This is a genomic window from Tenacibaculum gallaicum (assembly GCF_003387615.1).
Lineage (GTDB): Bacteria > Bacteroidota > Bacteroidia > Flavobacteriales > Flavobacteriaceae > Polaribacter > Polaribacter gallaicus.
Window position 1 is genome coordinate 191,032 of the sequence record NZ_QUNS01000005.1, and the last position, 26,271, is coordinate 217,302.

At 31.8% G+C, this 26,271-nt stretch carries 22 protein-coding genes; 15 read left to right on the forward strand and 7 right to left on the reverse strand.

Annotation, left to right across the window (positions count from 1 at the left end):
• Positions 1–27: 27 nt before the first annotated feature.
• A complete protein-coding gene (locus C7448_RS11135) occupies positions 28–804 on the forward strand; it encodes a glycine betaine ABC transporter substrate-binding protein (protein WP_115901454.1) in 777 nt (258 codons plus the stop codon).
• A gap of 89 nt (positions 805–893) precedes the next feature.
• A complete protein-coding gene (locus tag C7448_RS11140) occupies positions 894–2,189 on the forward strand; it encodes an APC family permease (protein ID WP_115901455.1) in 1,296 nt (431 codons plus the stop codon).
• Positions 2,190–2,229: 40 nt separating this feature from the next.
• Here C7448_RS11140 and C7448_RS11145 read toward each other — a convergent pair whose 3' ends face one another.
• Positions 2,230–3,264 (reverse strand): RluA family pseudouridine synthase, encoded by a 1,035-nt coding sequence (locus tag C7448_RS11145; protein WP_115901456.1) that lies wholly within the window; start codon positions 3,262–3,264, stop codon positions 2,230–2,232.
• A gap of 17 nt (positions 3,265–3,281) precedes the next feature.
• Positions 3,282–3,863 carry a PASTA domain-containing protein gene (locus C7448_RS11150; protein ID WP_115901457.1) on the reverse strand — a complete coding sequence of 194 codons (582 nt, stop codon included), beginning with the start codon at positions 3,861–3,863 and terminating at the stop codon, positions 3,282–3,284.
• Positions 3,864–4,017: 154 nt separating this feature from the next.
• On the opposite strand from C7448_RS11150, the gene C7448_RS11155 reads away from it, so the two are divergent.
• The 6 genes from C7448_RS11155 to C7448_RS11180 all read left to right on the forward strand — a co-directional run bounded on the left by C7448_RS11155 (position 4,018) and on the right by C7448_RS11180 (position 11,169).
• On the forward strand, positions 4,018–5,001 hold the full coding sequence (locus C7448_RS11155; RefSeq protein ID WP_115901458.1) for a D-alanine--D-alanine ligase: 984 nt from the start codon (positions 4,018–4,020) through the stop codon (positions 4,999–5,001).
• On the forward strand, positions 5,001–5,453 hold the full coding sequence (gene coaD / locus C7448_RS11160; protein ID WP_115901459.1) for a pantetheine-phosphate adenylyltransferase: 453 nt from the start codon (positions 5,001–5,003) through the stop codon (positions 5,451–5,453). The genes C7448_RS11155 and coaD overlap by 1 nt, the downstream gene beginning before the upstream one ends.
• A 20-nt stretch (positions 5,454–5,473) precedes the next feature.
• Positions 5,474–7,219 (forward strand): M14 family metallopeptidase, encoded by a 1,746-nt coding sequence (locus C7448_RS11165; RefSeq protein WP_115901460.1) that lies wholly within the window; start codon positions 5,474–5,476, stop codon positions 7,217–7,219.
• A gap of 62 nt (positions 7,220–7,281) precedes the next feature.
• Positions 7,282–7,800 (forward strand): RNA polymerase sigma factor, encoded by a 519-nt coding sequence (locus C7448_RS11170; protein WP_115901461.1) that lies wholly within the window; start codon positions 7,282–7,284, stop codon positions 7,798–7,800.
• 78 nt (positions 7,801–7,878) lie between these two features.
• Positions 7,879–8,796, forward strand: a complete 918-nt coding sequence (locus C7448_RS11175) for a FecR family protein (protein ID WP_115901462.1) — start codon at positions 7,879–7,881, stop codon at positions 8,794–8,796.
• Entirely contained in the window at positions 8,797–11,169 is a 2,373-nt protein-coding gene (locus tag C7448_RS11180) for a TonB-dependent receptor plug domain-containing protein (protein ID WP_115901463.1), read from the forward strand.
• Between the two features lie 40 nt (positions 11,170–11,209).
• Here C7448_RS11180 and C7448_RS11185 read toward each other — a convergent pair whose 3' ends face one another.
• Positions 11,210–12,385 (reverse strand): GlmU family protein, encoded by a 1,176-nt coding sequence (locus tag C7448_RS11185; protein WP_115901464.1) that lies wholly within the window; start codon positions 12,383–12,385, stop codon positions 11,210–11,212.
• Between the two features lie 104 nt (positions 12,386–12,489).
• Here C7448_RS11185 and C7448_RS11190 point away from each other — a divergent pair, with 104 nt between their 5' ends.
• Genes C7448_RS11190 through C7448_RS11200 form a run of 3 tightly spaced genes read left to right on the forward strand, consistent with a single transcriptional unit; the run spans position 12,490 to position 14,109 of the window.
• Positions 12,490–12,876 carry a 6-phosphogluconate dehydrogenase gene (locus C7448_RS11190; RefSeq protein ID WP_115901465.1) on the forward strand — a complete coding sequence of 129 codons (387 nt, stop codon included), beginning with the start codon at positions 12,490–12,492 and terminating at the stop codon, positions 12,874–12,876.
• Positions 12,866–13,414 (forward strand): acyl-CoA thioesterase, encoded by a 549-nt coding sequence (locus C7448_RS11195; RefSeq protein WP_115901466.1) that lies wholly within the window; start codon positions 12,866–12,868, stop codon positions 13,412–13,414. The genes C7448_RS11190 and C7448_RS11195 overlap by 11 nt, the downstream gene beginning before the upstream one ends.
• Positions 13,415–13,416: 2 nt before the next feature.
• A complete protein-coding gene (locus tag C7448_RS11200; protein ID WP_115901467.1) occupies positions 13,417–14,109 on the forward strand; it encodes a cyclase family protein in 693 nt (230 codons plus the stop codon).
• A gap of 55 nt (positions 14,110–14,164) precedes the next feature.
• Here the strand turns inward: C7448_RS11200 and carB are convergent, their stop codons facing one another.
• Together carB and rpmH are read right to left on the reverse strand one after the other, a co-directional pair.
• Complete coding sequence (gene carB / locus C7448_RS11205) at positions 14,165–17,017, reverse strand: carbamoyl-phosphate synthase large subunit (protein WP_115901468.1); 2,853 nt, start codon at positions 17,015–17,017, stop codon at positions 14,165–14,167.
• Between the two features lie 103 nt (positions 17,018–17,120).
• Complete coding sequence (rpmH, locus tag C7448_RS11210) at positions 17,121–17,282, reverse strand: 50S ribosomal protein L34 (protein WP_028891113.1); 162 nt, start codon at positions 17,280–17,282, stop codon at positions 17,121–17,123.
• 228 nt (positions 17,283–17,510) lie between these two features.
• On the opposite strand from rpmH, the gene C7448_RS11215 reads away from it, so the two are divergent.
• The 3 genes from C7448_RS11215 (at position 17,511) to C7448_RS11225 (ending at position 23,799) form a co-directional block, all read left to right on the forward strand.
• Positions 17,511–19,130 carry a CTP synthase gene (locus C7448_RS11215; protein ID WP_115901469.1) on the forward strand — a complete coding sequence of 540 codons (1,620 nt, stop codon included), beginning with the start codon at positions 17,511–17,513 and terminating at the stop codon, positions 19,128–19,130.
• A 193-nt stretch (positions 19,131–19,323) separates the two neighbouring features.
• A complete protein-coding gene (yidC, locus tag C7448_RS11220) occupies positions 19,324–21,204 on the forward strand; it encodes a membrane protein insertase YidC (RefSeq protein ID WP_115901470.1) in 1,881 nt (626 codons plus the stop codon).
• A gap of 129 nt (positions 21,205–21,333) precedes the next feature.
• Complete coding sequence (locus tag C7448_RS11225) at positions 21,334–23,799, forward strand: TonB-dependent receptor domain-containing protein (RefSeq protein ID WP_115901471.1); 2,466 nt, start codon at positions 21,334–21,336, stop codon at positions 23,797–23,799.
• Positions 23,800–23,997: 198 nt separating this feature from the next.
• Here the strand turns inward: C7448_RS11225 and C7448_RS15850 are convergent, their stop codons facing one another.
• The gene (locus tag C7448_RS15850; protein WP_164505156.1) at positions 23,998–24,174 is read right to left on the reverse strand and encodes a hypothetical protein; all 177 of its coding nucleotides are present in this window, start codon (positions 24,172–24,174) and stop codon (positions 23,998–24,000) included.
• A 145-nt stretch (positions 24,175–24,319) separates the two neighbouring features.
• Between C7448_RS15850 and fumC the strand changes: the two genes are divergently transcribed.
• Complete coding sequence (gene fumC / locus C7448_RS11230; protein ID WP_115901472.1) at positions 24,320–25,720, forward strand: class II fumarate hydratase; 1,401 nt, start codon at positions 24,320–24,322, stop codon at positions 25,718–25,720.
• 74 nt (positions 25,721–25,794) lie between these two features.
• On the opposite strand, the gene C7448_RS11235 is transcribed toward fumC, so the two are convergent.
• Positions 25,795–26,043: a hypothetical protein gene (locus tag C7448_RS11235; protein WP_115901473.1), complete on the reverse strand. Its 249-nt coding sequence runs from the start codon at positions 26,041–26,043 to the stop codon at positions 25,795–25,797.
• Positions 26,044–26,271 lie beyond the last annotated feature (228 nt).

A 26,271-nucleotide genomic window follows, 5' to 3' on the forward strand; every position in this document is an offset into this window, starting at 1 on the left:
TGCCGAAATTGAATAAATTCTACAGTCATGAAAACTACACCTTTACAAATAGGTCAAATTGATCTAAGCTTTCATAAAGTTACTGCTGCTATTGTTTTAGCTTATTTTGATACTATAGGACAAGCTTACCAATTGCACACCGAGCCTCACGAAAAATTATTTGAAAAATATAGAAAAAAGGAAATAGATATGATTTTGGGTGCGTGGTTACCTTCCTCTCATGGAAAATACATAAGAGAAGTAGAAAACGAAACACATAAATTTTCAACACTATATACACCTTTTTGTATTTGGGGAGTTCCAGATTATCTTCCAAAGAATATAGAAAAAATAAGTGATATCACAAATCCTACAACCGCAAAAAAATTTAATAAAACCATTCAAGGTATTAATGAAGGTGCGGGTATTTCAAGGTTTTCAAGAAATATTATAAAATCTTATGGTTTAGATTCTTTAGGTTTTAAATTTAAGACTGGAACTATTTCAGATTGTACTAACACCTTTATTGACAGCTATAAAAAGAAAGAATGGCTAATTATTCCGCTATGGAAGCCACAATATCTTTTTCATACGTATGCTATAAGACCTTTAAAGGAACCTAGAGGTTTATTAGGTGGTAAAGACAAGTCTACAATTATAATTAATAAAAATGCTGTAAATAAATTAACCCCTAAAGCTCTTAAATACATTAAAGATGTAACGTTTGGTAACCAATTAGTTACTAAACTTGACTACGAGTATCAAGTAAATGGGAATACACTTCAAAATATTGCAAATACATTTTTAGAAAATAAGTTTGAGTAATTTATTATTTTCTAATACTCCTCATCAATCAATATTTTAAAATAAATAAGTACTTTAGTGGCTGTTACATTAACTAACAGTCACTAACTATGTCCAAAAAAATAGGGTTAAAAGAAGCCATTTCAATAGGAATTGGTGGTATGGTAGGCGGTGGTATTTTTGCCGTTTTAGGTCTTGCTGTTTTGCTTGCCAAAGGAGGAACTCCAATTGCTTTTTTACTTGCAGGAATACTAGCTTTACTAACTTCATACAGCTATGTGCATCTTTCAAAAAAATATCCAGATAGAGGTGGCACTGTAAAATTTATTAATCAAGGGTTTGGTAGAACCATTTTTAGCGGAGCTATTAATAATCTTTTATGGATTAGTTATATTGTCATGCTCTCGTTATATGCTTCTGCATTTGGATCTTATGCTCCTAACCTTTGGGAAATTACTCAAAATAAAACAATCAATTTTCACATATACGCTAGTGCAATTATTATAATAGCTACAGCTATTAACTACTATAGTATTGCTGTGGTTGGGAAAATAGAATCGTACGCAGTAGTTATAAAACTCTTTATTCTTATTGGTTTTATTGCTATTGGAACTTACGGACTAATTGGAAACCCTAACGTAGCTCAATTATCTATTAGTAATTGGGAAAATCCCATCAAACTATTTGCTGGAGGTATGGTTATTTTTGTAGCCTATGAAGGTTTTGAATTAATAGCCAATGCTGCACCTGATATTATAAACCCTGAGAAAAACATTTCAAAAGCTTATTACTACTCTGTAATATTTGTAATTGTATTGTACATTATCATTGCTCTTGTTACTGTAGGTTCCCTCCCATTTAATCAAATTGCGAAAGCACAAGATTATGTATTAGCAGAAGCCGCTAAACCAATGTTAGGAAAAATAGGATTTACTATTATAACCATTGCTGCATTAATTTCTACATTCTCCGCTATCAATGCTTCATTATACGGGGGGAGTAAAGTAAATTATGAAATTGCTGAAGATGATGAACTGCCACATCATTTTCTAGCCAAATTTTGGAATCAACCTATCGGGTTACTTATTACGGCTGTAGCAACTTTGATATTAGTTAACACATTGAATTTAGAGAGTATTTCTACCGCTGGTAGTGTTGGGTTTATCCTTATTTTCGGAATTGTAAATTACGTAGGCTTTAAGCTTTCAAAAGAAACAAACTCTAATAAAGCAATTCCTTTATTAGGTTGTATTCTATGTACAATCGCCTTAGTAATTTTAATAAAACAACAGCTAGAATCAAATCTAATCGGAGTCTTTGTTTCTTTAAGTATTATTGTTTTTTGTTTTATCACTGAGTGGCTTTACAAGAAGAATGAAACAAAAAATACATCAAAGGCTATGTAAAATGAATTCATTCTAATAGCCTTTACCTTTTAATAAATTATTACTCTTCTAATTTAGAGTGTTCAGAATAGGTGCGCCATTTCTCTAAACAAGCAGTAATGTCTTCTGGTACTTCAGAATTAAATTGTAAAAATTTTCCTGTAGTTGGATGCGTAAACCCTAAGGTTTTTGCATGTAAAGCTTGTCTTGGTAACACTTTAAAACAGTTATCTACAAATTGTTTGTATTTAGTAAAAGTAGTTCCCTTTAAAATAGCATTTCCACCATAACGTTCATCGTTAAAAAGCGTATGACCAATATGTTTAAAGTGGGCTCTAATTTGATGCGTTCTACCCGTTTCTAACTTACATTGCACTAATGTTACATATGTAAGTCTTTCTAACACTTTAAAATGAGTAACTGCATGCTTACCATGTTCTCCCTCAGGGAAAACATCCATCTGAAGGCGATTTTTAAAGCTACGCCCTATATTTCCTTCAATAGTACCTTCATCTTCTTCAATATCCCCCCAAACTAAAGCATAATACAAGCGTTCCGTGGTACGATCAAAAAACTGCTTAGATAAATGTGCCATTGCATATTCAGTCTTAGCAACCACCAACAATCCACTAGTGTCTTTATCAATTCTATGTACTAAACCAGGTCGCTCATTTGAGTTCTTAGGTAAATTTTCAATATGGTGTATTAGTCCGTTAACCAATGTTCCTGAATAATTTCCATGACCTGGATGCACTACCATTCCTGCTCGTTTGTTCACTACTATCACTTCATCATCTTCATATACTATATCAATAGGAATGTCTTCAGCAACTAATAAGTTTTCATGAGGTGGGTATGTTAATACAACTCTCACAACATCCTTAGGTTTTACCTTATAATTAGGCTTAACGGCAATATCATTTACCAAAACATTTCCTGCCTTGGCTGCTTGTTGTATTTTATTTCGAGTAGCATTTTCAATAAAATTCATTAAAAACTTATCTACTCGTAAAGGTACTTGTCCCTCTGTTGCTACGAATTTATGATGTTCGTATAAGTCATCATTTTCTATCTCTGGAGTGTTATCTTCCTGCATCAATCAATTATAAAAAATTAGTATCCATTACCATCACCTAAAATCAAGTCGATGGTTGTTTGTTTTGGCAACTTAGTTCCTGGCTCTATTTTTTGTCCGTTATGTTTTAATCCACGAACCACATCTTTTCCTATATCATGAACCCAAGTAACTTTTGTTCCTACCTTAAATCCAATAGAACGTAAGTGTGTTGTTGCTTGACGCCTTGTACGTCCATTTAAATTAGGCACTTCCACATCTCTATACTTTGACGGATTCAAGGTTAAGTATATCTTACGCTTTTCTTTTACAAAGTCACCTGCTTCCGGATCTTGTTCAATAATTGATTTCTTTGGATAATCTGGGTTATAGCTAGCACTATCAATTACCACAAAATCTAAGTTCAACTCTTCTAACTTTTGCTCAACGTCACTTAAAGACATTTTGTGCAAGTTAGGCACCTGTATTTTTTGATTATGATTCGTTGTAACTCCTAACCACCATTGTAAAACAAATACAAAAACAAGTATCGAAACAATTGCTATAATTACGTTTTTTAAAAAAGATTTACTTTTAATAAATTGAAATAAACCTTTAAATTTTTCTGTAAAATTACTCATATCATTTTTTTGTAAGATCGCACAAATTTACAGTAAAAATATTACTATTTTAAATTCAATAAGTCTTAAACGAGTTTTTTTGGTAAGTTTGTATAATCCAACGGTTGGATTTTAGGCAAACAATGATAAAAACAGTAATTGAAATACATTTGAAGTGAAAAAAAACATCGCTATTATTATGGGAGGTTATTCCTCAGAAGTAGGAATTTCTCTAAAAAGTGGTAATGTAGTTTACAAACATATTGATACAGAAACACATAACGCATATAAAATTCATATTTTAGAAGATAAATGGGTATATGTTGACGATAATGAAGCGGAATATCCGATAAATAAAAAAGATTTTTCAGTTGAAATTGAAGGACAAAAAATCACATTCGATTGTGTTTTTAATGCCATTCATGGTACACCAGGTGAAAACGGTGTTATCTTAGCTTACTTTGATCTTATTGGCTTAAAACACACCTCTGCCCCATTCTATCAAATGGCTTTAACCTTTAATAAGCGTGATACCTTAAGCGTGGTAAAACAATACGGAATAGCAACTGCTATTTCTATTTATCTTAATAAAGGTGATGAAATAGATTGTGATGCTTTTATTAAAAAAGTAGGACTTCCATGCTTTGTAAAACCAAACGGGGCAGGTTCTAGTTTTGGTATTTCAAAAGTATACACAGAAGAAGAACTAATTCCTGCTATAGAAAAAGCTTACAAAGAAGATACTGAAATATTAATTGAAAGCTTTTTAGATGGTACTGAGGTTTCTGTAGGAGTAATTCAATATAAAGGAGAAACAAAAGTATTACCAATGACCGAAATTGTTTCTGAAAATGATTTCTTTGATTACAAAGCAAAATATGAAGGAGAATCACAAGAGATTACCCCTGCGCGTCTAACGAACTCTCAAAGAAAAAGAGTTAAAGAAGTTGCCAAACGCGTATATGAAATTTTAAACATGCGTGGTTTTTCTCGTTCTGAATATATTTTAGTTAACGATGAACCACATTTTATAGAAATGAATACTGTTCCGGGACTAACCGAAGCTAGTATTTTACCACAGCAAGCCAATCATGCAGGTATTTCGTTGTCTCAATTATTCGGAAATGCTATTGAAATGGCTTTAAACGACAAAATATAATGAAAAGAGCAATTTTTCCTGGGTCTTTTGATCCAATTACTTTAGGACACTTAGATATTATTGAACGTGGCGTTACACTTTTTGATGAATTAATCATCGCAATTGGTGTAAATGCAGATAAAAAATATATGTTTTCTTTAGAAGAGCGTAAGCGTTTTATAGAGGAAACTTTTAAACACGAGCCTAAAATAAAAGTGCTTACCTATAGCGGACTTACCGTGAATTTTTGTAAAGAACAAGATGCTCAATTTATTTTAAGAGGTTTACGTAACCCTGCTGATTTTGAGTTTGAAAAAGCTATCGCACACACCAACAGAAAACTTTCTGAAATTGAAACTGTTTTCTTACTAACCTCTTCGGGGAAAAGCTATATTTCTTCATCTATTGTAAGAGATGTTATAAGAAACGACGGTGACTATACAGGACTAGTACCTGATGCTGTTAGAGTTTAAACTTAAAAAACGCCTTTCTTTTGAAAAAACTACTTGTACTATTTCTAATAATAACTGTTGCTTGTAAACAAAAGCCTACAAAAAAAATTACAGATTTTACAACACTGTTTGAAACCTCAAACGGAACAGAAACACCTACATATCAAAAAGTAATTTCTTTTTATGAAGGTTTAGCTGAAGTATATCCTGAAATTTCTTTGTTTGAAATAGGTCGTACAGATATTGGGAAACCTTTGCATTTAGTTGTTTTCAATACTGAAGGGAAAATCGACGTCAAAGAACTTAAAAACTCTTCTAAAAATAGGGTTTTAATCAACAATGGTATCCATCCGGGAGAATCTGACGGCATAGATGCTTCAATGCTTTTATTAAGAGATATCGCTCAAAACGATTCTTTAAAAAAAAAGTACAAAAACTCATTAATTTGTGTTATTCCTGTATACAATATTGGCGGAGCATTAAACAGAAATTCACATACGAGAGCCAACCAAAATGGTCCAAAAGAATACGGTTTTAGAGGAAATGCTCGTAATTATGATTTAAATCGTGACTTTATTAAACAAGATACCAAAAACGCTGCTTCTTTCGCTGAAATTTTTCACACAATAAATCCTGATGTTTTTATTGATAACCATGTTAGTAATGGAGCAGATTACCAATATGCTATAACACATTTATTTACACAGCATAACAAGTTAGGTGGAAAGTTAGGCCGTTTTATTGAAACAAAAATGCGTCCTAAAATAGAACAGTCTTTGGCAGAAAAAGATATTATTATTACCCCATACGTAAACGTTTGGGGAAGCACTCCAGAAAGTGGTTGGTCGCAATTTTTTGATTCTCCTAGATATTCTACTGGCTACACTACCCTATTCAACACATTAGGATTAATGGTTGAAACTCATATGTTGAAACCATACAAAATTCGAGTAGAACAAACGTATGAATTGTTGCTCTCTACTTTAGACTTTTCTGAAGAAAACAGTACTAAAATAAAAGATTTACGAGAAAAAGCTGTTGAAGAAATCATTAATAAAAAAACATATCCTATCTCTTTTAAAGTTGATAATAACAATCCTTCAGTATTAGATTTTAAAGGATATAAAGGAACTTTTATAGATAGTAAAGTTACCAACGGAAAACGTTTGTTTTATGATAGGACAAAGCCTTACAATAAAAAAGTTTCTTATTATAACAACTTTGTTTCTACCAAAGAAATTACCATACCAAAAGCCTATATATTAGAACAAGGTTGGCATGATGTTGTAGAGCGATTAAAAAATAACAAAATTGAATTTATCCGTTTTAAAAAAGACACTATACTAAATATTGAAGTTCAACATATAAAAGACTTCAATACTCGAAAAATGCCATATGAAGGTCATTATTTGCACTATAACACTATAGTCTCAAAAAATAAAAAAGCTATTTCCGTTAAAAAGGGAGATATTTATATCCCAACGAATCAAACAGGAATACGTTATATTATTGAAACCTTAGAAACCGAAGCTACAGATTCTTTTTTTAACTGGAATTTTTTTGATACTATTTTACAACAAAAAGAAGGGTACTCTGCTTATGTTTTTGAAGATATTGCTGAAGATTTCTTAAATAATAATCCCTCAATAAGAGAAGAGTTTCTTAAGAAGCTAAAACTGGAGGGAGATTTTACTAAAAACTCGCAAGCACAATTGTACTGGATTTATCAGAAAACGCCTCATCACGAAAAAGCACATAAGAAATTACCAATTTTTAAGTTATATTAATAATTTTTTAACCTCTTAATTACATTTTCATACATTTGCTACCGATTAGGAACTTGATTTAAATGAATAAAGAACCCTTAAAATCTGTTTGTGAGCAAAAAAATTTTGAAGAAATTTTTAATCAACACTCACAAACATTGAGAAATTATATATATTACAAGTGTGGCGATACTCAGCAAGCTGAAGATATCGTACAAGAAGCATATATAAAGTTATGGAGCAATTGCGCTAAAGTTATTTTCGAAAAAGCCAAATCTTACCTATATACAGTAGCCAACAATCATTTTTTAAATGATATAGCACACAAAAAGGTTGTTTTGGAGCATCAAAAAAAAAACGTTTCTTCTGGTAAAACTAATGAGACACCTCAGTTTATTTTAGAAGAAGAGGAATTTCATATAAAGCTAAAAAAAGCAATTTCCGACTTGCCAAAAAAACAACGAGAAGTTTTTTTACTTAGCAGAATAGACAAAAAAAAGTATAGTGAAATTGCAGAAATTGTTGGAGTCTCTGTGAAAGCAGTAGAAAAAAGAATGAGTAAAGCGCTGCTTACCTTAAAGGAGCAAATAGGTAAAGTATAACAAAAAATAATATTTGTATTAGGTAGGGTAATTAGTCTTCTACTTGTTTTTAATACAAATAGCACGAATATATAGAAAATGAATATAAACTATAAAGATGAAACCTTTTTAGCCAGATGGGTAGCCAACGAGCTGTCAGCTGAAGAATTGAAAGAGTTTCAACAAACTGAAGTTTACCATCAATTTAAAGCCATTGATGATGCTTCGCTATTATTAAAAACTCCCTCCTACAATAAAAAGGAGGCTTTTAATAAAATTATGAAGAACATAGAGCCTGTAAAAACTAACAAAAAAGTGGTGAAGTTAATCCCTACTTGGTTGTACGGTGCAGTTGCTTCTATAGCTTTATTAATTAGCTTTTTATACTTTAATAACAGTACATCTAATTTTTCTACAAATTATGGAGAACAACTAACAATTACGTTACCTGACAATTCTAAAGCTCATCTATCACCTAAATCTACAATAACATATAAAAAACAAAACTGGAACGATAGAAGGGAATTATCTTTAAAAGGGAAGGCTTTTTTCGAAGTGGAGAAAGGAGAATCTTTTACTGTACAATCTAATGGAGGTAATGTAACCGTACTAGGAACAAAATTTACTGTAAATACTTCAGAAAACTATTTTGAAGTTAAATGTTATGAAGGTAAGGTAAAAGTTACCTCAAAAAACAAAGAAGAGATTATTCTAACTAAGGGAAAAGCTTATAGAAATTATAGTAATTCTAGTGAAAAGTGGGTATTTGTAGATGTTTTTCCTTCTTGGATAAAAGGAGAAAGTTCTTTTAATAATACTCCTCTACTTCAAGTAATAAAAGCTTTAGAGAATCAATTCAAATTAAAATTTGACGCTTCAAAAATAGATACCTCTCAACGCTTTACTGGTACTTTTACACATGAAGATGTTGATATAGCGTTACAAACTGTTTTTGCTCCTATGAAAATTTCTTATAAATTAGCGGAAAATAGTTCAGTTATATTGACATACAAGTAAATGAAGATAAAATTAAGTATACTTTTTATATGCTTAGCGATGTCTATTTTTTCTCAGGAAAAGGTAGACATTTCTTTTATTGATGTTCCTTTATTAAATGTTTTAAAAGAAACAGAAACCTATTTTGGAGTAAAATTTTCTTTTAATACTGAAGTTATTAATGGTAAAAATATCTCTTTTAAGAAAAAGAAATGTGAACTTGTGTATCTTATTAGTGAAATTGAACGTCAAACAGCTTTAATTTTTAATCAAATTAATGAACGTTATTATTATATAACAAAAAGCTCAACCTCCAAATCAAACGAATATAATCTTTTAAAGGAAGTCCTCGTAACTAACTATATTACCTCTGGTATTAATAAAAAAAGAGATGGAACTATATCTATTCTTCCAAAACAATTAGGAGTTTTACCAGGGTTAACTGAACCAGACGTATTAGAAAGTTTAAAAATTATCCCTGGCGTTCAAAGCCCCAACGAAACAGCTACAGGAATATATATAAGAGGTGGAACACCCAATCAAAACTTAGTTTTGTGGGACGGGATAAAAATGTATTATTCTGGGCATTTCTTTGGAATGATCTCAGCATTTAACCCATATACTACCAAAGAAATTACCCTCTCTAAAAGCGGCACAGGTGCAAGGTATGGAAACAGAGTATCTGGTGTAATTGATATTAAAACTACAGAAAAGATACCCAATAAAATAACTGGAAACTTCGGCTTGAACATGACGCATGCCGATGCTCTTCTTACCATTCCTTTTTCAAAAAAAACAGCTCTTTCTTTTTCTGCTAGAAGATCTTTTTCAGATGTTTTAAAGACATTTACTTTTAATAAATTATCAATGCGTGTTTTTCAAACATTTGATGATAATCAAGAAAATCAAATCATTGATAAGAATATTAAATTTGATAGAGATAATGAATTTAAATTTTCTGATTACACTACAAAGTTTGTATACAAACCTAATGAAGATGAGTTTTTAAGTGTAAGCTTCTTACACACAAAAAACCAAATGTTTAACAACTTTATAATTCCAAGGTACAAAGACAAATACAATGATAAGTTAGATATTAATAACACTGGTATAAGTGTAAATTGGAAAAAACAGTCCTCTGAAAAAAAGATTCATAATATAAAAAGTTATTTCTCTAATTTTCAGCTTGATTATGAAGGAAATTATAACTACATAGACAACTACCTAATTTTATTATCTACTAAAAGCAACTCTATAACTGATTTTGGTCTTTCATATAATATGAATTATTCTTTTAATGATAAAACAGATTTATTTTGGGGCTATGACTTTACATCTACCAAAGTAGCTTATGAGTTAAAGTATTCTATAGACTTAGAAAATGAGAACAGGTATTCTTCATTACAAGAAGATAAAGGAACAAATAACACACATTCAATTTTTGCTGAATACTTATACGATAATAATAACTGGAATATAAATTCAGGTATAAGATTTAATTACTTTTCAAAAATCGATAAACTTGTTTTAGAACCCAGATTATATTTTGAAAAAAAGCTTACATCAAGCTTAAGTTTCAAAGCCTCTTTTGAACAAAAGCATCAAACATTGAGTCAAATTATAGAGTTTCAAACTTCTAGATTAGGTTTTGATTTAGAAAACCAAATATGGGCTCAGGTAAATAATGAAAATATTCCTCTACAAAAAAGCTTACAAATTTCTACTGGAATGCTTTTTAATAAAAGTAACTGGAAAATAGATATTGAACCTTATTATAAAAAGGTTAGCGGAATGACATCACAAACAATCGGTTACAACGATCAAACCAGTGATTTTTCTAACGGTAAAGGAAAAATATATGGTATTGATATACTCATTAACAAAAAGTTTAATAACTACAGAACTTGGATTAATTATTCCTACACAAAAAATAGATTTAAATTTTTAGACTTAGAGAATAAGTTTTTTCCAGCAAATCATGATATAACCAATTATTTTTCTTGGTCTCATGCTTATAAATTAAATAACTACGAATTCTCTCTTGGATGGATCTTTAGAACTGGTAATCCTTATACAGCTATTAAAAGATTTTATACTGATGATGAAGGTGCTCCTCGTATTATCATAGATTCAGATAATATCAACGGACTCAGACTACCTAATTATAGTCGATTGGATGCTTCAGTCACCTACTCTTTTAGTTTCTCTGAAAAGTGGAAAGGTAAATTAGGTTTCTCCTTACTTAACATTTTTAATAAAAAGAATATTTTGAATAGAACCTATAACGCTATTCCAATTAGAAATTCTGATAATGAAATTGAGTATAAACTAAAGGAAGTAGATAAAATTTCTTTGGGAATTACCCCTAACTTTGTTTTTAGAGTAAATTTCTAACAAAAAAGACTCTACAAAATATGTAAAGTCTTTTTTTAGTTTAATAATTTCTATATTGTTTTGTTTCTTCAAAAATGTGTTCTAAAATTTGTTTTTCTCTTTCATCAAACTCAATACCTCGTCTTTTCATTACTACTTCAGCAACCTCAAAAACTTTATTTGTTTTATATTCAGTAAACCCTGAAGCTCCTCCCCAACTAAATGATGGAACAAAGTTTCTAGGAAAACCACTTCCAAAGATGTTAGCTGAAACCCCAATAACTGTTCCTGTATTAAACATGGTATTAATTCCGCACTTTGAATGATCTCCCATCATTAATCCACAAAACTGTAATCCTGTTTTAGAAAAACGACCTACTTCATAATTCCATAACTTAACTTCAGCATAATTGTTTTTAAGATTTGAGTTATTACTATCTGCACCAATATTACACCACTCTCCTAACACTGAGTTTCCTAAAAACCCGTCATGCCCCTTGTTTGAACATCCAAATAAAACTGAATTGTTCACCTCTCCTCCTACTTTACAATAAGGTCCTAAAGTAGTTGCTCCGTAAATTTTTGCACCCAACTTTAACACTGAACTCTCGCACATAGCTAAAGCTCCACGCACAACTACTCCTTCCATTATTTCAGCTTTCTTACCAATATAAATTGGACCTGTTGAAGCGTTTAATGTTGCAAAAGTTAGTTTAGCACCTTTCTCAACGAAAATATCATTTCTATTAACACAATTAACAGTTTCTGGTATTGGTTGAGACTTTCTACCTTCAGTTATTAAATCAAAATCAGCTCTAATCGCTTTATCATTCAATGAAAAAATATCCCATGTATTTTTTATTTGAATGATATCATCTTCAAATTCAATATGCTCATAAGCAGAAAAATCAACTTCTTCTTGAGTATCTGTTGTAAAAAAAGCAATAACATCTTCACCTTTAAAAATAGCTTGATTAACTTGAAGGTTTTTAACCATTTCAACCAGAGGTTTAGTTGGTAGAAAAGAAGCATTTAATAATACATTTTCTTCCATTTCAACCATTGGGTATTTCTCTTCTAAATACTCTTCTGTTACCGTTGTTGTAGTTAAACCTAGATACTTTTCCCATTTTTCTCTAATGGTTAAAATCCCTACTCTAATATCAGCCACTGGGCGTGTATATGTGAATGGTAATAAGGCTGTGCGCACATCACCATCGAATAAAATATAATTCATATTAATCATTTTTTGAAGCAACACAAACTTACCACTTTCAATTCATTTTACAAGTCAAAATATAAACCTTACTTTTGTTATTATATATGCTTCAATATTTTACTATGAAAAAAATTTTAGGTTTAATTTTAGTTGGTATTACTGTTATAGCAGCGCTATACTACGCTTTTATTTATTTTGTTCCTTACAGTGAAGGAGTTCGCTCAGGTGAACTAATAAAAATTAGCTATAAAGGTGTAGTAGTAAAAACTTGGGAGGGTGAAATTAGCCAAGGTATTTCAGGTGCACAAATTTTTTCTTTTTCTGTAGAAGATGGTCAAAAAGAAGTTATTAAGAAGCTTCAAGAATACCAAGGTCGTTATGTAAAAGTGACTTATAAAGAGCGCTTCGGAACCTTCTTTTGGTTAGGTGATACAAAACATTTTATAACCCATGTTGAAGAAGAACAATCTCCTCACTTTAGAGGAATAAAAAAAGACAATGAACAATAATAGTTATAGAAACATAGAAGATACTCATATTACTATTGCTGAGTTAATGCTTCCTTCTCATGCTAACTTTAGTGGCAAAATTCACGGTGGATACATTTTAAAGCTTATGGATCAAATAGCTTTTGCTTGTGCCTCTAAACATTCAGGAACTTATTGTGTAACAGCATCAGTAGATACTGTTAACTTTATCAATCCAATTGAAGTTGGCGAACTAGTTACCATGAAAGCTTCTATTAATTATGTTGGTAAAACTTCAATGGTGGTTGGTATACGCGTAGAAGCGCAAAATATACAAACAGGAAAGACCAAGCACTGTAATTCTTCTTATTTTACTATGGTAGCTAAAAAAGACAATGGTGATAATGCCAAAGTTCCAGGAATTATTATCAATCATGATAATGAAATGCGTCGATTTTTAGAAGCTATTCATAGAATAAAAATGAAAAAAAATAGACAAGAAAAGTTTGACAACGATAATTTTACTGCTCAAAACTACATTGAAGAGCTTAAAAATTACAATGTAAAGATTGAATTATAATTATGCCTCAAATTATCGATTTAAGTCAAGAAATTTTTGATGGAATGCCTGTTTACAAAAGCCTTCCTCAAGTTAAAATGTCTGTACACAACACCCACGAAGAATGGGACGGAATTAAAAACCCTATTACTAAAACTCCTGCTGTATATAAACTAGAAATGGGAGAACATACAGGAACTCATGTTGATGCTTTAAACCATATGGCTGCTAAGCATGAAGGAAAATCTATAGATACTATGCCCCTCAGTATGTTTTATACCGAAGGAATTTGTTTAGATTTTTCTCATAAAAACTTACAAGAATTAATTACTTCTGATGAAGTTAAAGAACAACTAGAAAAAGAAAAACTTAATATAAAAGAAGGTGATACTGTTCTTTTTTGTACAAACCATTATACTAAACATTTTAATACTGAAAACTGGGGAAAAGGCCCAGGTATTACAGCTGAATGTGCTACTTGGTTAGGTGAACAAAAAATTGCTACTTTTGGTGTAGAAACTATGTCGCCAGGGGTTCCTAAAATATCCAATAAAGAAGTACATCATATTTGTGGAGAAATGGGTTTTACTCATTATGAAAATATGATAAACCTAGATAAACTATTAGGCAGAGGTAGATTTCGTTTCATCGCTTTACCTTTAAAAATACGAGGAGGAACAGGCTCTCCTGTAAGAGCTGTTGCTATTTTTGAATAAAAAAGTCCGAAGTGAATTTACTTCGGACTTTATCTATTTTAATTCTAAAATGCTTTTATTTACTCAAGTACATTTTACGTCTTGCATATAAATCGTAAAAAGCATCATCTCTAAGTGAATCTATAAACAGAATACTTTCTCCTGTCGATTTCATCTCAGGTCCTAAATTCTTATTTACATTCGGAAACTTATTAAAAGAGAATACAGGTTGCTTAATTGCAAAACCTTCTAACTTTGGATTGAAATCAAAATCAGTTACTCTTTTGTCTCCTAACATCACTTTTGTAGCATAGTTAACATAAGGTTCTTTATATGCTTTTGCTATGAACGGAACCGTACGAGATGCACGTGGGTTTGCTTCAATGATAAAAACTTTATCATCTTTAATTGCAAACTGAATGTTGATTAATCCTACTGTATCTAGTGCTAAGGCAATTGTTTTAGTATACTCTCTAATTTGCTCTAATACTAATTCCCCTAAATTAAAGGCTGGTAAGGTAGCATTCGAGTCTCCTGAGTGAATTCCACAAGGCTCAATATGCTCCATAATTCCGATGATGTATACATTTTCACCATCACAAATTGCATCTGCTTCTGCTTCAATTGCTCCTTCTAAATAGTGATCTAACAATAATTTATTATTAGGAATTTTGCGTAATAAATCTACTACATGCTCTAATAACTCTTCTTTGTTAATCACAATTTTCATTCCTTGTCCTCCTAATACATATGATGGACGCACTAAAATTGGGAAATCTAATTCATCAGCTAAAGCTAAAGCTTCATCAGCATTTTCTGCAACTCCAAACTCTGGATAAGGAATATTGTTTTCTTTTAATAAGCTAGAGAAACTTCCACGATCTTCCGCTAAATCTAACGCTTTAAAACTAGTTCCTAAAATCGGAATTCCGTAACGTTCTAACTTTTCAGCTAATTTCAAAGCTGTTTGTCCTCCTAACTGAACTATAACGCCTTCTGGTTTTTCATGCTTGATGATGTCGTAGATATGTTCCCAGAAAACAGGCTCAAAGTATAATTTATCTGCCGTATCAAAATCGGTAGAAACAGTTTCTGGGTTACAGTTAATCATAATCGTTTCGTAACCACATTCTTTTGCTGCATACACACCGTGAACACAACAGTAATCAAACTCAATTCCTTGACCAATTCTATTAGGTCCTGAACCTAATACAATTACTTTCTTCTTATCAGAAACCACACTTTCGTTTGATACAGAAACGGTACCATCAGCTGTTTCTATTTCACTTTCAAATGTTGAATAGTAATAAGGAGTTTGTGCTTTAAATTCCGCAGCACAAGTATCTACTAATTTGTAAACACGTTTTATTTTTAATTCCTCACGCTTTTTATACACTTCACTCTCTAAACACCCTAACATGTGAGCTATTTGACGATCACCATATCCTTTCTGCTTAGCTTCTAATAATAATTCTCTATCAAGTGTATCAACAGTATATGTAGAAATTTCTTTTTCTAACATATATAGCTCTTCATATTGGCGTAAGTACCACATATCAATCCTGGTAATTGAGTGTATTTTACTTAACGGAATTCCCATTTGAATTGCGTCGTAAATAGCAAATACTCTATCCCAAGAAGCATATGTTAATTTTTCTATAACTTGGTTGTAGTCCTTATACCCTTTACCGTCAGCTCCAATTCCGTTACGTTTAATCTCTAACGATTGCGTTGCTTTATGTAACGCCTCTTGGAACGAACGTCCAATTCCCATTACTTCTCCAACCGCTTTCATCTGTAATCCTAACGTTCTATCAGAACCTTCAAACTTATCAAAGTTCCAACGAGGAATTTTTACAATTACATAATCTAATGTTGGTTCAAATAATGCTGAAGTTGACTTAGTAATTTGGTTATCTAACTCATCTAAAGTATAACCAGTAGCTAATTTAGCAGCAATTTTTGCAATTGGATATCCAGTTGCTTTTGATGCTAACGCTGATGAACGAGATACACGTGGGTTAATTTCAATTGCAATAATATCTTCTTTCTCGTCTGGTGAAACTGCAAATTGTACGTTACATCCTCCAGCAAACTCACCAATAGAGCGCATCATTTTGATTGCCATATCACGCATTTTTTGGAACGTTTTGTCCGATAATGTCATGGCTGGAGCTACTGTTATAGAATCTCCTGTATGAATCCCCATTGGATCCATATTCTCGATAGAACAGATAATTACAACGTTATCGTTATCATCACGTAATAACTCTAACTCATATTCTTTCCACCCCATCATTGCTTTATCAATCATTACCTCATGAATTGGAGAAATCTCTAATCCTCTTGATAATGATTCTTCAAATTCTTTCTCATCATATACGATAGATGCTCCTGCTCCTCCTAATGTGAAAGAAGCTCTAATACATAATGGAAACCCGAACTCTTGCGCTATTTCTTTTCCTTTTAAAAATGACGTTGCAGTAGCTTGAGGAGCCATTGGCACGCCAATTTTTTCCATTAATAAGCGGAACTTATCTCTATCCTCTGTAATATTAATAGCATCAATATCTACTCCTATAATTTCAACATCAAAGTCTTTCCAAATTCCTTTTTCGTCAGCTTCAATACAAAGATTTAATGCAGTTTGCCCTCCCATAGTAGGTAAAACAGCATCAATTTGTGGGTGCTCTTTTAAGATTTGAACAATAGACTTCGTATTAAGCGGCAACAAGTATACATGATCAGCCATCGATGGGTCTGTCATAATTGTTGCAGGATTCGAATTAATTAAGATAGTTTCAATACCATCTTCTCTCAAAGATCTTAACGCTTGAGATCCTGAATAATCAAATTCACATGCTTGACCAATAACAATTGGCCCAGATCCAATAATTAAAATCGATTTAAGGTCTTGTCTTTTAGGCATTTTAATTTGTGTTGTGTTGTGATGTAAAAATAAAAATTGTTTGGTTATAAAAAAAGGCGATACTTAACAGTAACGCCTTTAAAAAATTAACAATAGTTAATCATTATTTCTTTGGTCTAGATTCAGATGAAACAGACAATTTCTTTCTTCCTTTTGCTCTTCTTCTAGCTAATACTTTACGTCCATTAGCAGAAGCCATTCTTTCGCGGAAACCGTGTTTGTTTCTTCTTTTTCTCTTCGATGGTTGGTACGTTCTTTTACTCATTACAGTATATCTTAAATATCTTCTTTAAAAATGTTTTGCTTTTGTGAAATTCCGTCTGCTAAAAGCGTTGGCAAATATACAACAGTTTTTTAGTCTGACAAACCCTTGTTTTATTTTTTTTAAAAAAAGTTTGTTTGGCAAACATACATAATTTTTCTGTACGTTTTTTATCTTTTTTATTTGTTCTAATTGCCAGACTTCTTACTTTTGCCCAAACCTAACAGCACCATGAATAATACAAAATACGTTTTTGTAACCGGAGGCGTAACTTCATCACTAGGGAAGGGAATTATAGCCGCTTCTTTAGCCAAATTATTACAAGAAAGAGGATACTCAGTAACCATTCAAAAATTAGATCCATATATTAATATAGATCCAGGAACATTAAATCCATACGAACATGGGGAATGTTATGTTACCGATGATGGGGCTGAAACCGATTTAGATTTAGGACACTATGAACGTTATTTAAACATTCCTACTTCACAAGCTAATAATGTTACTACAGGTAGAATTTATCAATCTGTAATAAATAAAGAGCGTAAAGGAGAGTTTTTAGGAAAAACAGTTCAAGTAATTCCTCATATTACCGATGAAATTAAGAACAGAATCCAAATCTTAGGAAATACAGGCGATTACGACATTGTAATTACTGAAATTGGAGGAACCGTTGGTGATATTGAATCATTACCATATATAGAAGCAGTTCGTCAATTACAGTGGGACTTAGGAGAGGATAATGCAATTGTTATCCACCTAACCTTAGTTCCTTACTTAGCAGCCGCTGGTGAATTAAAAACCAAGCCTACACAACACTCTGTAAAAACATTAATGCAAAGTGGTGTTAAACCTGATATTTTAGTATGTCGTTCAGAGCACGAAATTTCTGATGATATTAAACGTAAACTAGCATTATTTTGTAATGTTAAAAAACAAAATGTAATTCAGTCGTTAGATGCTGAAACTATTTACGATGTTCCTAACCTTATGTTTAAAGAAGGATTGGATTATGTGGTATTAGATAAATTAAACTTATCTACACGTAAACAACCTAATTTAAAAACATGGAATAAGTTTTTAGAACGTCACAAAAACCCTACCTCTAGTATTGAAATTGGTTTAGTTGGAAAATATGTTGAATTGCACGATTCATATAAATCAATTACAGAAGCTTTTATCCATGCAGGAGCAGCAGCTAGTAATAAAACAAAGGTTAACGTTCGTTGGATTCATTCTGAAGAATTAACACCTGAAAACGCTGCTAAGCAATTAGAAGGTTTAAACGGTGTATTAGTTGCACCTGGATTTGGTGACAGAGGAATTGAAGGTAAAATTGCAGCAGTACAATATGTACGTGAAAACAATATACCTTTCTTAGGTATTTGTTTAGGAATGCAAATGGCAGTTATTGAGTTTGCTAGAAATGTGTTAGGTCTTAAAGATGCAAACTCTACCGAAATGACCCCTAAAGTAGCACACCCAGTTATTAACTTAATGGAAGAGCAAAAAGATGTTACTGAAAAAGGTGGTACCATGCGTTTAGGTGCTTGGGATTGTCAATTAACACAAGATTCTAAAGTTTTTCAAGCTTATAAAGAAGAATTAATAAGTGAGCGTCACCGCCATAGATTTGAATATAACAACGATTATAAAGAACAATTAGAAAGTGCTGGTATGAAAACAGCAGGTGTTAACCCTAAAACTGGGTTGGTGGAAATTGTTGAAATCGACTCTCACCCTTGGTTTGTTGGAGTTCAATACCATCCAGAATATAAGAGTACGGTATTAAATCCACACCCTTTGTTTGTAGGTTTCATTAAAGCTGCTTTAAAACAATCAAAAAAATAAATTAAAAATCCTGTAACTAAAAATTGCAGGATTTTTTATTGACAAAAAAGTGGAACGCTGTTTGAACTACCATTACTAATGAAATTATTCATCGTAAAACCTCAAAAAAACTAGAGGGTTTTACTACCTTTGTCCGGTTTTTCAGCTTTCAAGAAAAACTTTAAATGACAAGTTGACATTTTAATATATATCAATGGAAAAAAAAAAATTTGATTTAAATTCCTTTATAGGAATGCTTTTATTAGGAGGAATTATGCTTTGGTGGATGAACACACAAAAGCCAGAAGAAACTCCTGAAGCTACTACCCAAACAGAGCAAACTACAAATGCTACTACCAACACTGAAAACAATTTAACCGACAACGTAGTTGTAAACGACTCGTTACAACAAATTGCTTTACAAAATAAGTTTGGTGCTTTTGCATACGGAGCTTCTAAAAGCCAAGAAGGAAACACAACACTAGAAAATGACGTTGTAAAGTTAACTATCGATAACAAAGGTGGACAAATCATCGAAGCTTTAGTTAAAAACTACAAAACATACGACTCATTACCTCTATACTTAATTAAAGATAATAACGCTTCCTTTAATATCAATTTCGGAACCACTGATAACCGAATTTTAAATACTAAAGATTTATTATTTACTCCTACCCTTACCAAAAGTGGAGATACCCAAGTACTTTCTTTAAAGTTAAAGGTTTCTGAAGCTAAGTTTTTAGAGTACCGTTACGAAATGAAAAAAGGTGACTACCGAGTAGGTTTTGCTGTTCGTTCACAAGGGTTAAGTAATACCATTAATAGTTCTCAAGAAATTAATTTAGATTGGAGTTTAAAAGGTTTTAGACACGAAAAGAGTTTAAAAACTGAAAATATGTACTCTTACTATTATTATAAAGCTGACGATGAAGTAGATTACTTACAAATGAATGATGATGATGTTGTTAGTGATATTGATTGGGTTGCTTACAAACAACACTTCTTCTCTACTATTTTAACATCTGATACACCTTTTAGCAATGCAACTTTAAAATCTGTTGACTTTGCAGGCGAAGATAAAGATAGTGTATACACTAAAACTTACGGATTAAAGACTCCTTTGGCCTTAACTAATGGGGAATTAAATTATAATATGCAATGGTTCTATGGACCTACTGATTATAATTTGTTAAAATCTTATGAAGGCACTAGTTTAGATGAAATCGCTGACTTAGGCTGGGGTATTTTTGGTTTCTTAAACCGTACTGTATTCTACCCTGTATTTAATATGTTAAAAGGGTTTATTGGTAACTTCGGATTAATCATCATTTTAATGACGATTGTGGTACGTATTATAATGTCTCCAGTACTATATAAATCGTACTTATCAAGTGCTAAAATGAAGGTGATTCGTCCAGAAATGGAAGAAATCAATAAAAAATACCCAGGTAAGGAAAATGCGATGAAGCGTCAACAAGAAATCATGGCAGTACAGCGAAAAGCTGGAGTAAGCATGATGTCTGGTTGTATACCTGCATTAATGCAAATGCCTGTATTCTTTGCGCTATTTAAGTTTTTCCCTACAAACATTGATTTTAGACAAAAAGGGTTCTTATGGGCTGATGATTTATCTTCTTATGACATTGTATTTCAACTACCTTCTTGGTTAGATATTCCTTTCTATGGAAATCACGTAAGTTTATTTCCAATTTTAGCATCTATAGCCATTTTCTTCTACATGAAAATGAACCAGAGTCAGCAAGCTAATATGCAAGCGCCTACTCAAGAAGGAATGCCTGATATGAGTAAAATGATGAAGTGGATGATTTACTTCTCTCCTATTATGATGTTGTTCTTCTTTAACAATTATGCTAGTGGATTAAGTTTATACTACTTTATCTCAAACTTGTTAACTATTATAATTATGTTCGTTATTAAGAACTATGTTATTGATGAAGCTAAGATTCATGCTAAAATTGAAGAGAATAAAAAGAAACCTGTTAAAAAGAGTAAGTTCCGTGAGCGTTTAGATACTGCCATGAAACAAGCTCAAGAACAACAAGCTGCGCAGCAAAAAACTAAAAAGAAAAAATAATTTTTCAGTAAGTAATTTAATAAAAAAGGATGCTAATACGCATCCTTTTTTTATTTAACATTCTTTTAACTAAACCCCGTTAAACCTTTAGGGAAATTTGCGGTCAAATAAGCTTTATAAATCAACATAATGAAGAAAATTACATTACTTATTTTACTAATTAGTTTTACAGCTGTTGCACAGCGTACTACAAAAGGTATCGGTTCTAAAATTACTCTAACTGGTAAAGTTTTAGAAACAAACTCTAAACAACCTTTAGAGTACGCAACTTTAGTATTAAAAAATGCTAACACACAACAAGTTATTGGAGGAGTTACCGATGCTAATGGAAATTTTTCTATAGATGCCTCCTCTGGTGCATATGATATAAAAGTTGAATTTATAGGCTTTAAAACTAAAAGTTTAGGAAATCATACTTTAACAGAAAATAAAAGCTTAGGAACTATTCTACTTTCTGAAGATGCTGAAACATTAGAAGAAGTTGAAATTATTGCAGAAAAATCTACCGTTGAAATTCGTTTAGATAAAAAGATTTATAATGTTGGAAAAGATATGACCGTTAAAGGTGGTAATGCTTCTGATGTTTTAGACAATGTACCATCAGTAAATGTAGACGCTGAAGGGGCTGTAAGCTTGCGCGGTAATGAAAACGTACGTATTTTAATTGACGGAAAACCTTCTGCTTTGGTAGGATTAACTGGTACAGACGCCTTAAGAAACCTTCCTGCTGATGCTATTGAAAAGGTAGAGGTTATTACTTCTCCATCTGCGCGCTACGATGCAGAAGGTACTGCGGGAATTTTAAATATTATTCTTCGAAAAGGTAAAATTACTGGTTTCAATGGTTCAGTAAACTTAACTGTTGGTAACCCTGATATGTTTAGAATTTCTCCCAACCTAAATTATAGAACAAAAAAACTTAATATTTTTTCAAACTTAGCATACTCTTACAGAAAAGGCCCTGGAAATTCAAATAGTTTTTTTACTAACTTTGATGATAATGGTGTTGTCTCTGATTATAGAGACGAAGACAGAACTTTTGACAGAAAAAGTAATAATTATAATGGTTCGTTAGGTGTAGAATACTACATTAACGAAAAAAGTTCTGTTACAGGTAGTTTCTTCTATAGAAACTCAAAAGATGATGATATTGCTACTAATAACACTACTTTTTATGACGAAAATAGAACGTTAGATGGTAATCAAATAAGAATTGAAAATGAAAAAGAAGACTCTGTAGACAAGCAATACTCTTTAAACTATACCAATAATATTGACGATAAAGGGCAAAAACTAACAATTGATTTGCAATACGGTGACAGTGAAGAATCTGAGCCTGCTGAAATTTTTGTAGATGGAACTCTTTCTGAGCAAAACTCACAAATTACAACCTCTAAAGACCGTCTTTTCCAAATGGATTATGTATTACCCATTGGAGAAAATAGTCAATTTGAAGCAGGTCATAAAGCGACCTTACAAGATTTAAACTCAGATTTTAGAGTACGTGATGCTTCTGGAAACCCTTTTCCAAGAGACCTATCAAATGCTATTGAGTTCAAACAAAATATTTACGCTTTTTACTCTCAATATGGAAGTAAAATTGATAAATTCTCTTATTTGTTAGGTTTAAGAGCAGAAATTACTGATATCGACTTAACAGTATTTACAACAAATCAATTTAAAGAAAAAAATTATACTGAGTGGTTCCCTACCGTTAATTTAGGGTATGAAATCAACGATGGAGAAAATATTTCATTAGGATATAGTAGAAGGTTACGTAGACCACGTCATTGGTTTTTAAACCCTTTTGAAAGTCGTAGTTCTGCTACCAATGTATTTAGAGGAAACCCTGACTTAGACCCTACTTTTACAAACTCACTAGACTTAGGGTATAACACTAGAATTAGTAAACTTAACTTAGGAGCTTCATTATACTATCAATATTCTACGAATATTATTCAAGGAGTTTCAATCTTAGAAGAAAGAGAAGTAGGTGGAGCATTAACCAATGTAACAGTAAGACAACCTGTAAACTTAAATGATGAAAATCGTTATGGCTTTGAGTTTACAACAAACTATAATCCAACCAAAAAAGTTAGATTATCAGCTTCTTTTAATTATTTTAAGTTTAATACAGATGCCTTTACTTATGTATATACTGCCGCAAACGGAGATCAAGTTATCACTCCTTTAAAAGAAGTTAACAATAGTAGTTGGTTTGCTCGTTTTAATTCTCGTGTTACTCTTCCTTGGAAACTACAATGGCAAACACGCTTAATGTACCGTGGACCACAATCTAGTGCTCAGAGTGATAGGGAAGGTATGTTTATGGCTAACCTTGCATTTAGTAAAGATTTATTTAAAGATAAAGCTTCTTTAGTTTTAAATGTTAGTGACTTATTCAACTCTCGTAAACGAGAAAGTACAACTTACTTATATGATGATAACGGACTTCTTAAAACAATAAATGATGGTTCTTTTCAATGGAGAGAACGTCAAATATCTTTAAGTTTTACCTACCGATTCAATCAAAATAAAAAACGTGAACGTCCTGAACGTAATGGTGATTTTGATGGAGGTGGCGAAGGATTTTAATTCTTAATTATATATAACAACTTAATAAAAAAGAGAACTGTATTATATAGTTCTCTTTTTTATTAACATTAGGAGTTTAAATAAGCTTTTATCAATATCATATTAATCCATAAAGCTTCCCAAAAGAAAGGGTACTAAAAACAAAGGCATAAAAAAACCACGCAGATGCGTGGTTTTTAAAATATATCTTATATAAAACTACTTACCTTCCTCAGCAGCTTTCTTAGCTTCTCTCTTTAATTTCATGTTTTCCCAAATAGTCCCACCAATCCAATAAGGAACTACAAATGTTAATAAGAAAATTAACAACCAAAATCCAGCTGTAAAAATAAACATGAATAATACCAATCCTGAGAATTCTGAAAAATCTAACATTTCTTTCTTGTTAATAATTGTTATGCCACAAAATTATAACTATTTTTCTTTTCCTCCAATAAAATCTGATAAAAATCACTATTAAAAACTATAAGAATTTGTAATTTTGAGCATCATTAATTTTTAGCCTTTTAAATCATTCCAAATGACAAAATATAGAATTGAGAAAGATACGATGGGACAAGTAGAAGTTCCTGCTGATAAATATTGGGGAGCACAAACAGAACGTTCTCGTAACAACTTTAAAATTGGCCCTGCTGCCTCTATGCCTTTAGAAGTAGTACACGGATTTGCATACTTAAAAAAAGCAGCAGCTTACACTAACGCAGAGTTAGGTGTTTTAGCTACTGAAAAACGTGACTTAATTGCACAAGTATGTGATGAGATTTTAGCAGGAAAACACGACAATCAATTTCCTTTGGTAATCTGGCAAACAGGTTCTGGCACACAGTCAAACATGAATGTAAACGAAGTAATTGCTAACCGTGCACACGAAATTGCAGGAAATATAATTGGTGAAGGAGAAAAAACCATTCAACCAAACGATGATGTAAACAAATCACAATCGTCTAACGATACCTTCCCTACCGGAATGCACATTGCAGCCTACAAAAAGATTGTAGAAGTAACCATTCCAGGTGTAGAGCAATTACGCGATACCTTACAAGCTAAATCAGAAGCTTTTAAAGATGTGGTTAAAATTGGACGTACACACTTAATGGATGCTACTCCCTTAACCTTAGGACAAGAATTTTCTGGATATGTAGCGCAGCTAAACTTTGGCTTAAAAGCCTTAAAAAATACCTTAGCACATTTAGCACAATTAGCTTTAGGAGGAACTGCGGTAGGAACAGGATTAAACACTCCAGCTGGTTACGATGTATTAGTTGCTAAATATATCGCTGATTTTACAGGATTACCATTTATAACTGCTGAAAATAAATTTGAAGCTTTGGCTGCACACGATGCGTTAGTTGAAACACACGGAGCCTTGAAGCAATTAGCTGTTTCGTTAAATAAAATCGCCAACGATATTCGTTTAATGGCATCAGGACCGCGTTCTGGAATTGGAGAAATCATTATTCCTGCAAACGAACCAGGTTCTTCTATCATGCCAGGAAAAGTAAATCCAACGCAAGCAGAAGCGATTACCATGGTATGTGCACAAGTAATGGGTAACGACGTAGCAGTAACTTTAGGTGGTACACAAGGTCATTACGAGTTAAACGTTTTCAAACCTATGATGGCTGCTAACGTGTTACAATCAGCTCAATTAATTGGAGACGCTTGTGTATCATTCGACGTAAACTGTGCAGCGGGTATAGAACCTAACCAAACAAGAATTACTGAGTTATTAAACAACTCTCTAATGTTAGTTACTGCCTTAAATACTAAAATAGGCTATTACAAAGCTGCTGAAATTGCTAATACAGCACACGCTAACGGAACTACTTTAAAAGAAGAAGCCGTACGTTTAGGGTATGTAACTCCAGAACAATATGACGAATGGGTAAAGCCAGAAGACATGACAGGAAGTTTAAAGTAAAAAAAACTTACTCATAGATATAAAAAACCACATCAATTAGATGTGGTTTTTTATATAACGAACTTTTTAAGAAATTATATCTCTTGATATGTATATGTTTCTGCTATTTTTTTAATTCTTTCAGGAGTAACAATTCCTTTTTGAACTTCATAATCTTCAGCGGTTTTTCTTGGTATATGAATTGCCCCTTTAGATAATTTTACAGTGTATCCAAAATGTTCATTTATAAAATGCTCTTTATACGAACCAATATTCTTATCTATTAAACTTGCTTGTTTGGTAATACCGATTACTCCTTTTTTATTATTTTCTGTCTTTATCATACTAATTTATTTAAATTTTTAATAGTTTCTTTTTACAATTATTATTTGTGTTTTAAAAACACATAAATCACGATAATACACCATTACACTTACACGTAGTGTATTCTTAGTTCAATCAAAAAATTAAAAGAAATATAGTAAGGATTACTTTTGCTTTTTCAAAGTTTGAAGGTACGGATAACTAATAGCACTACAAAAAAATATCCTTATTCTATAAAAAAAATCTAT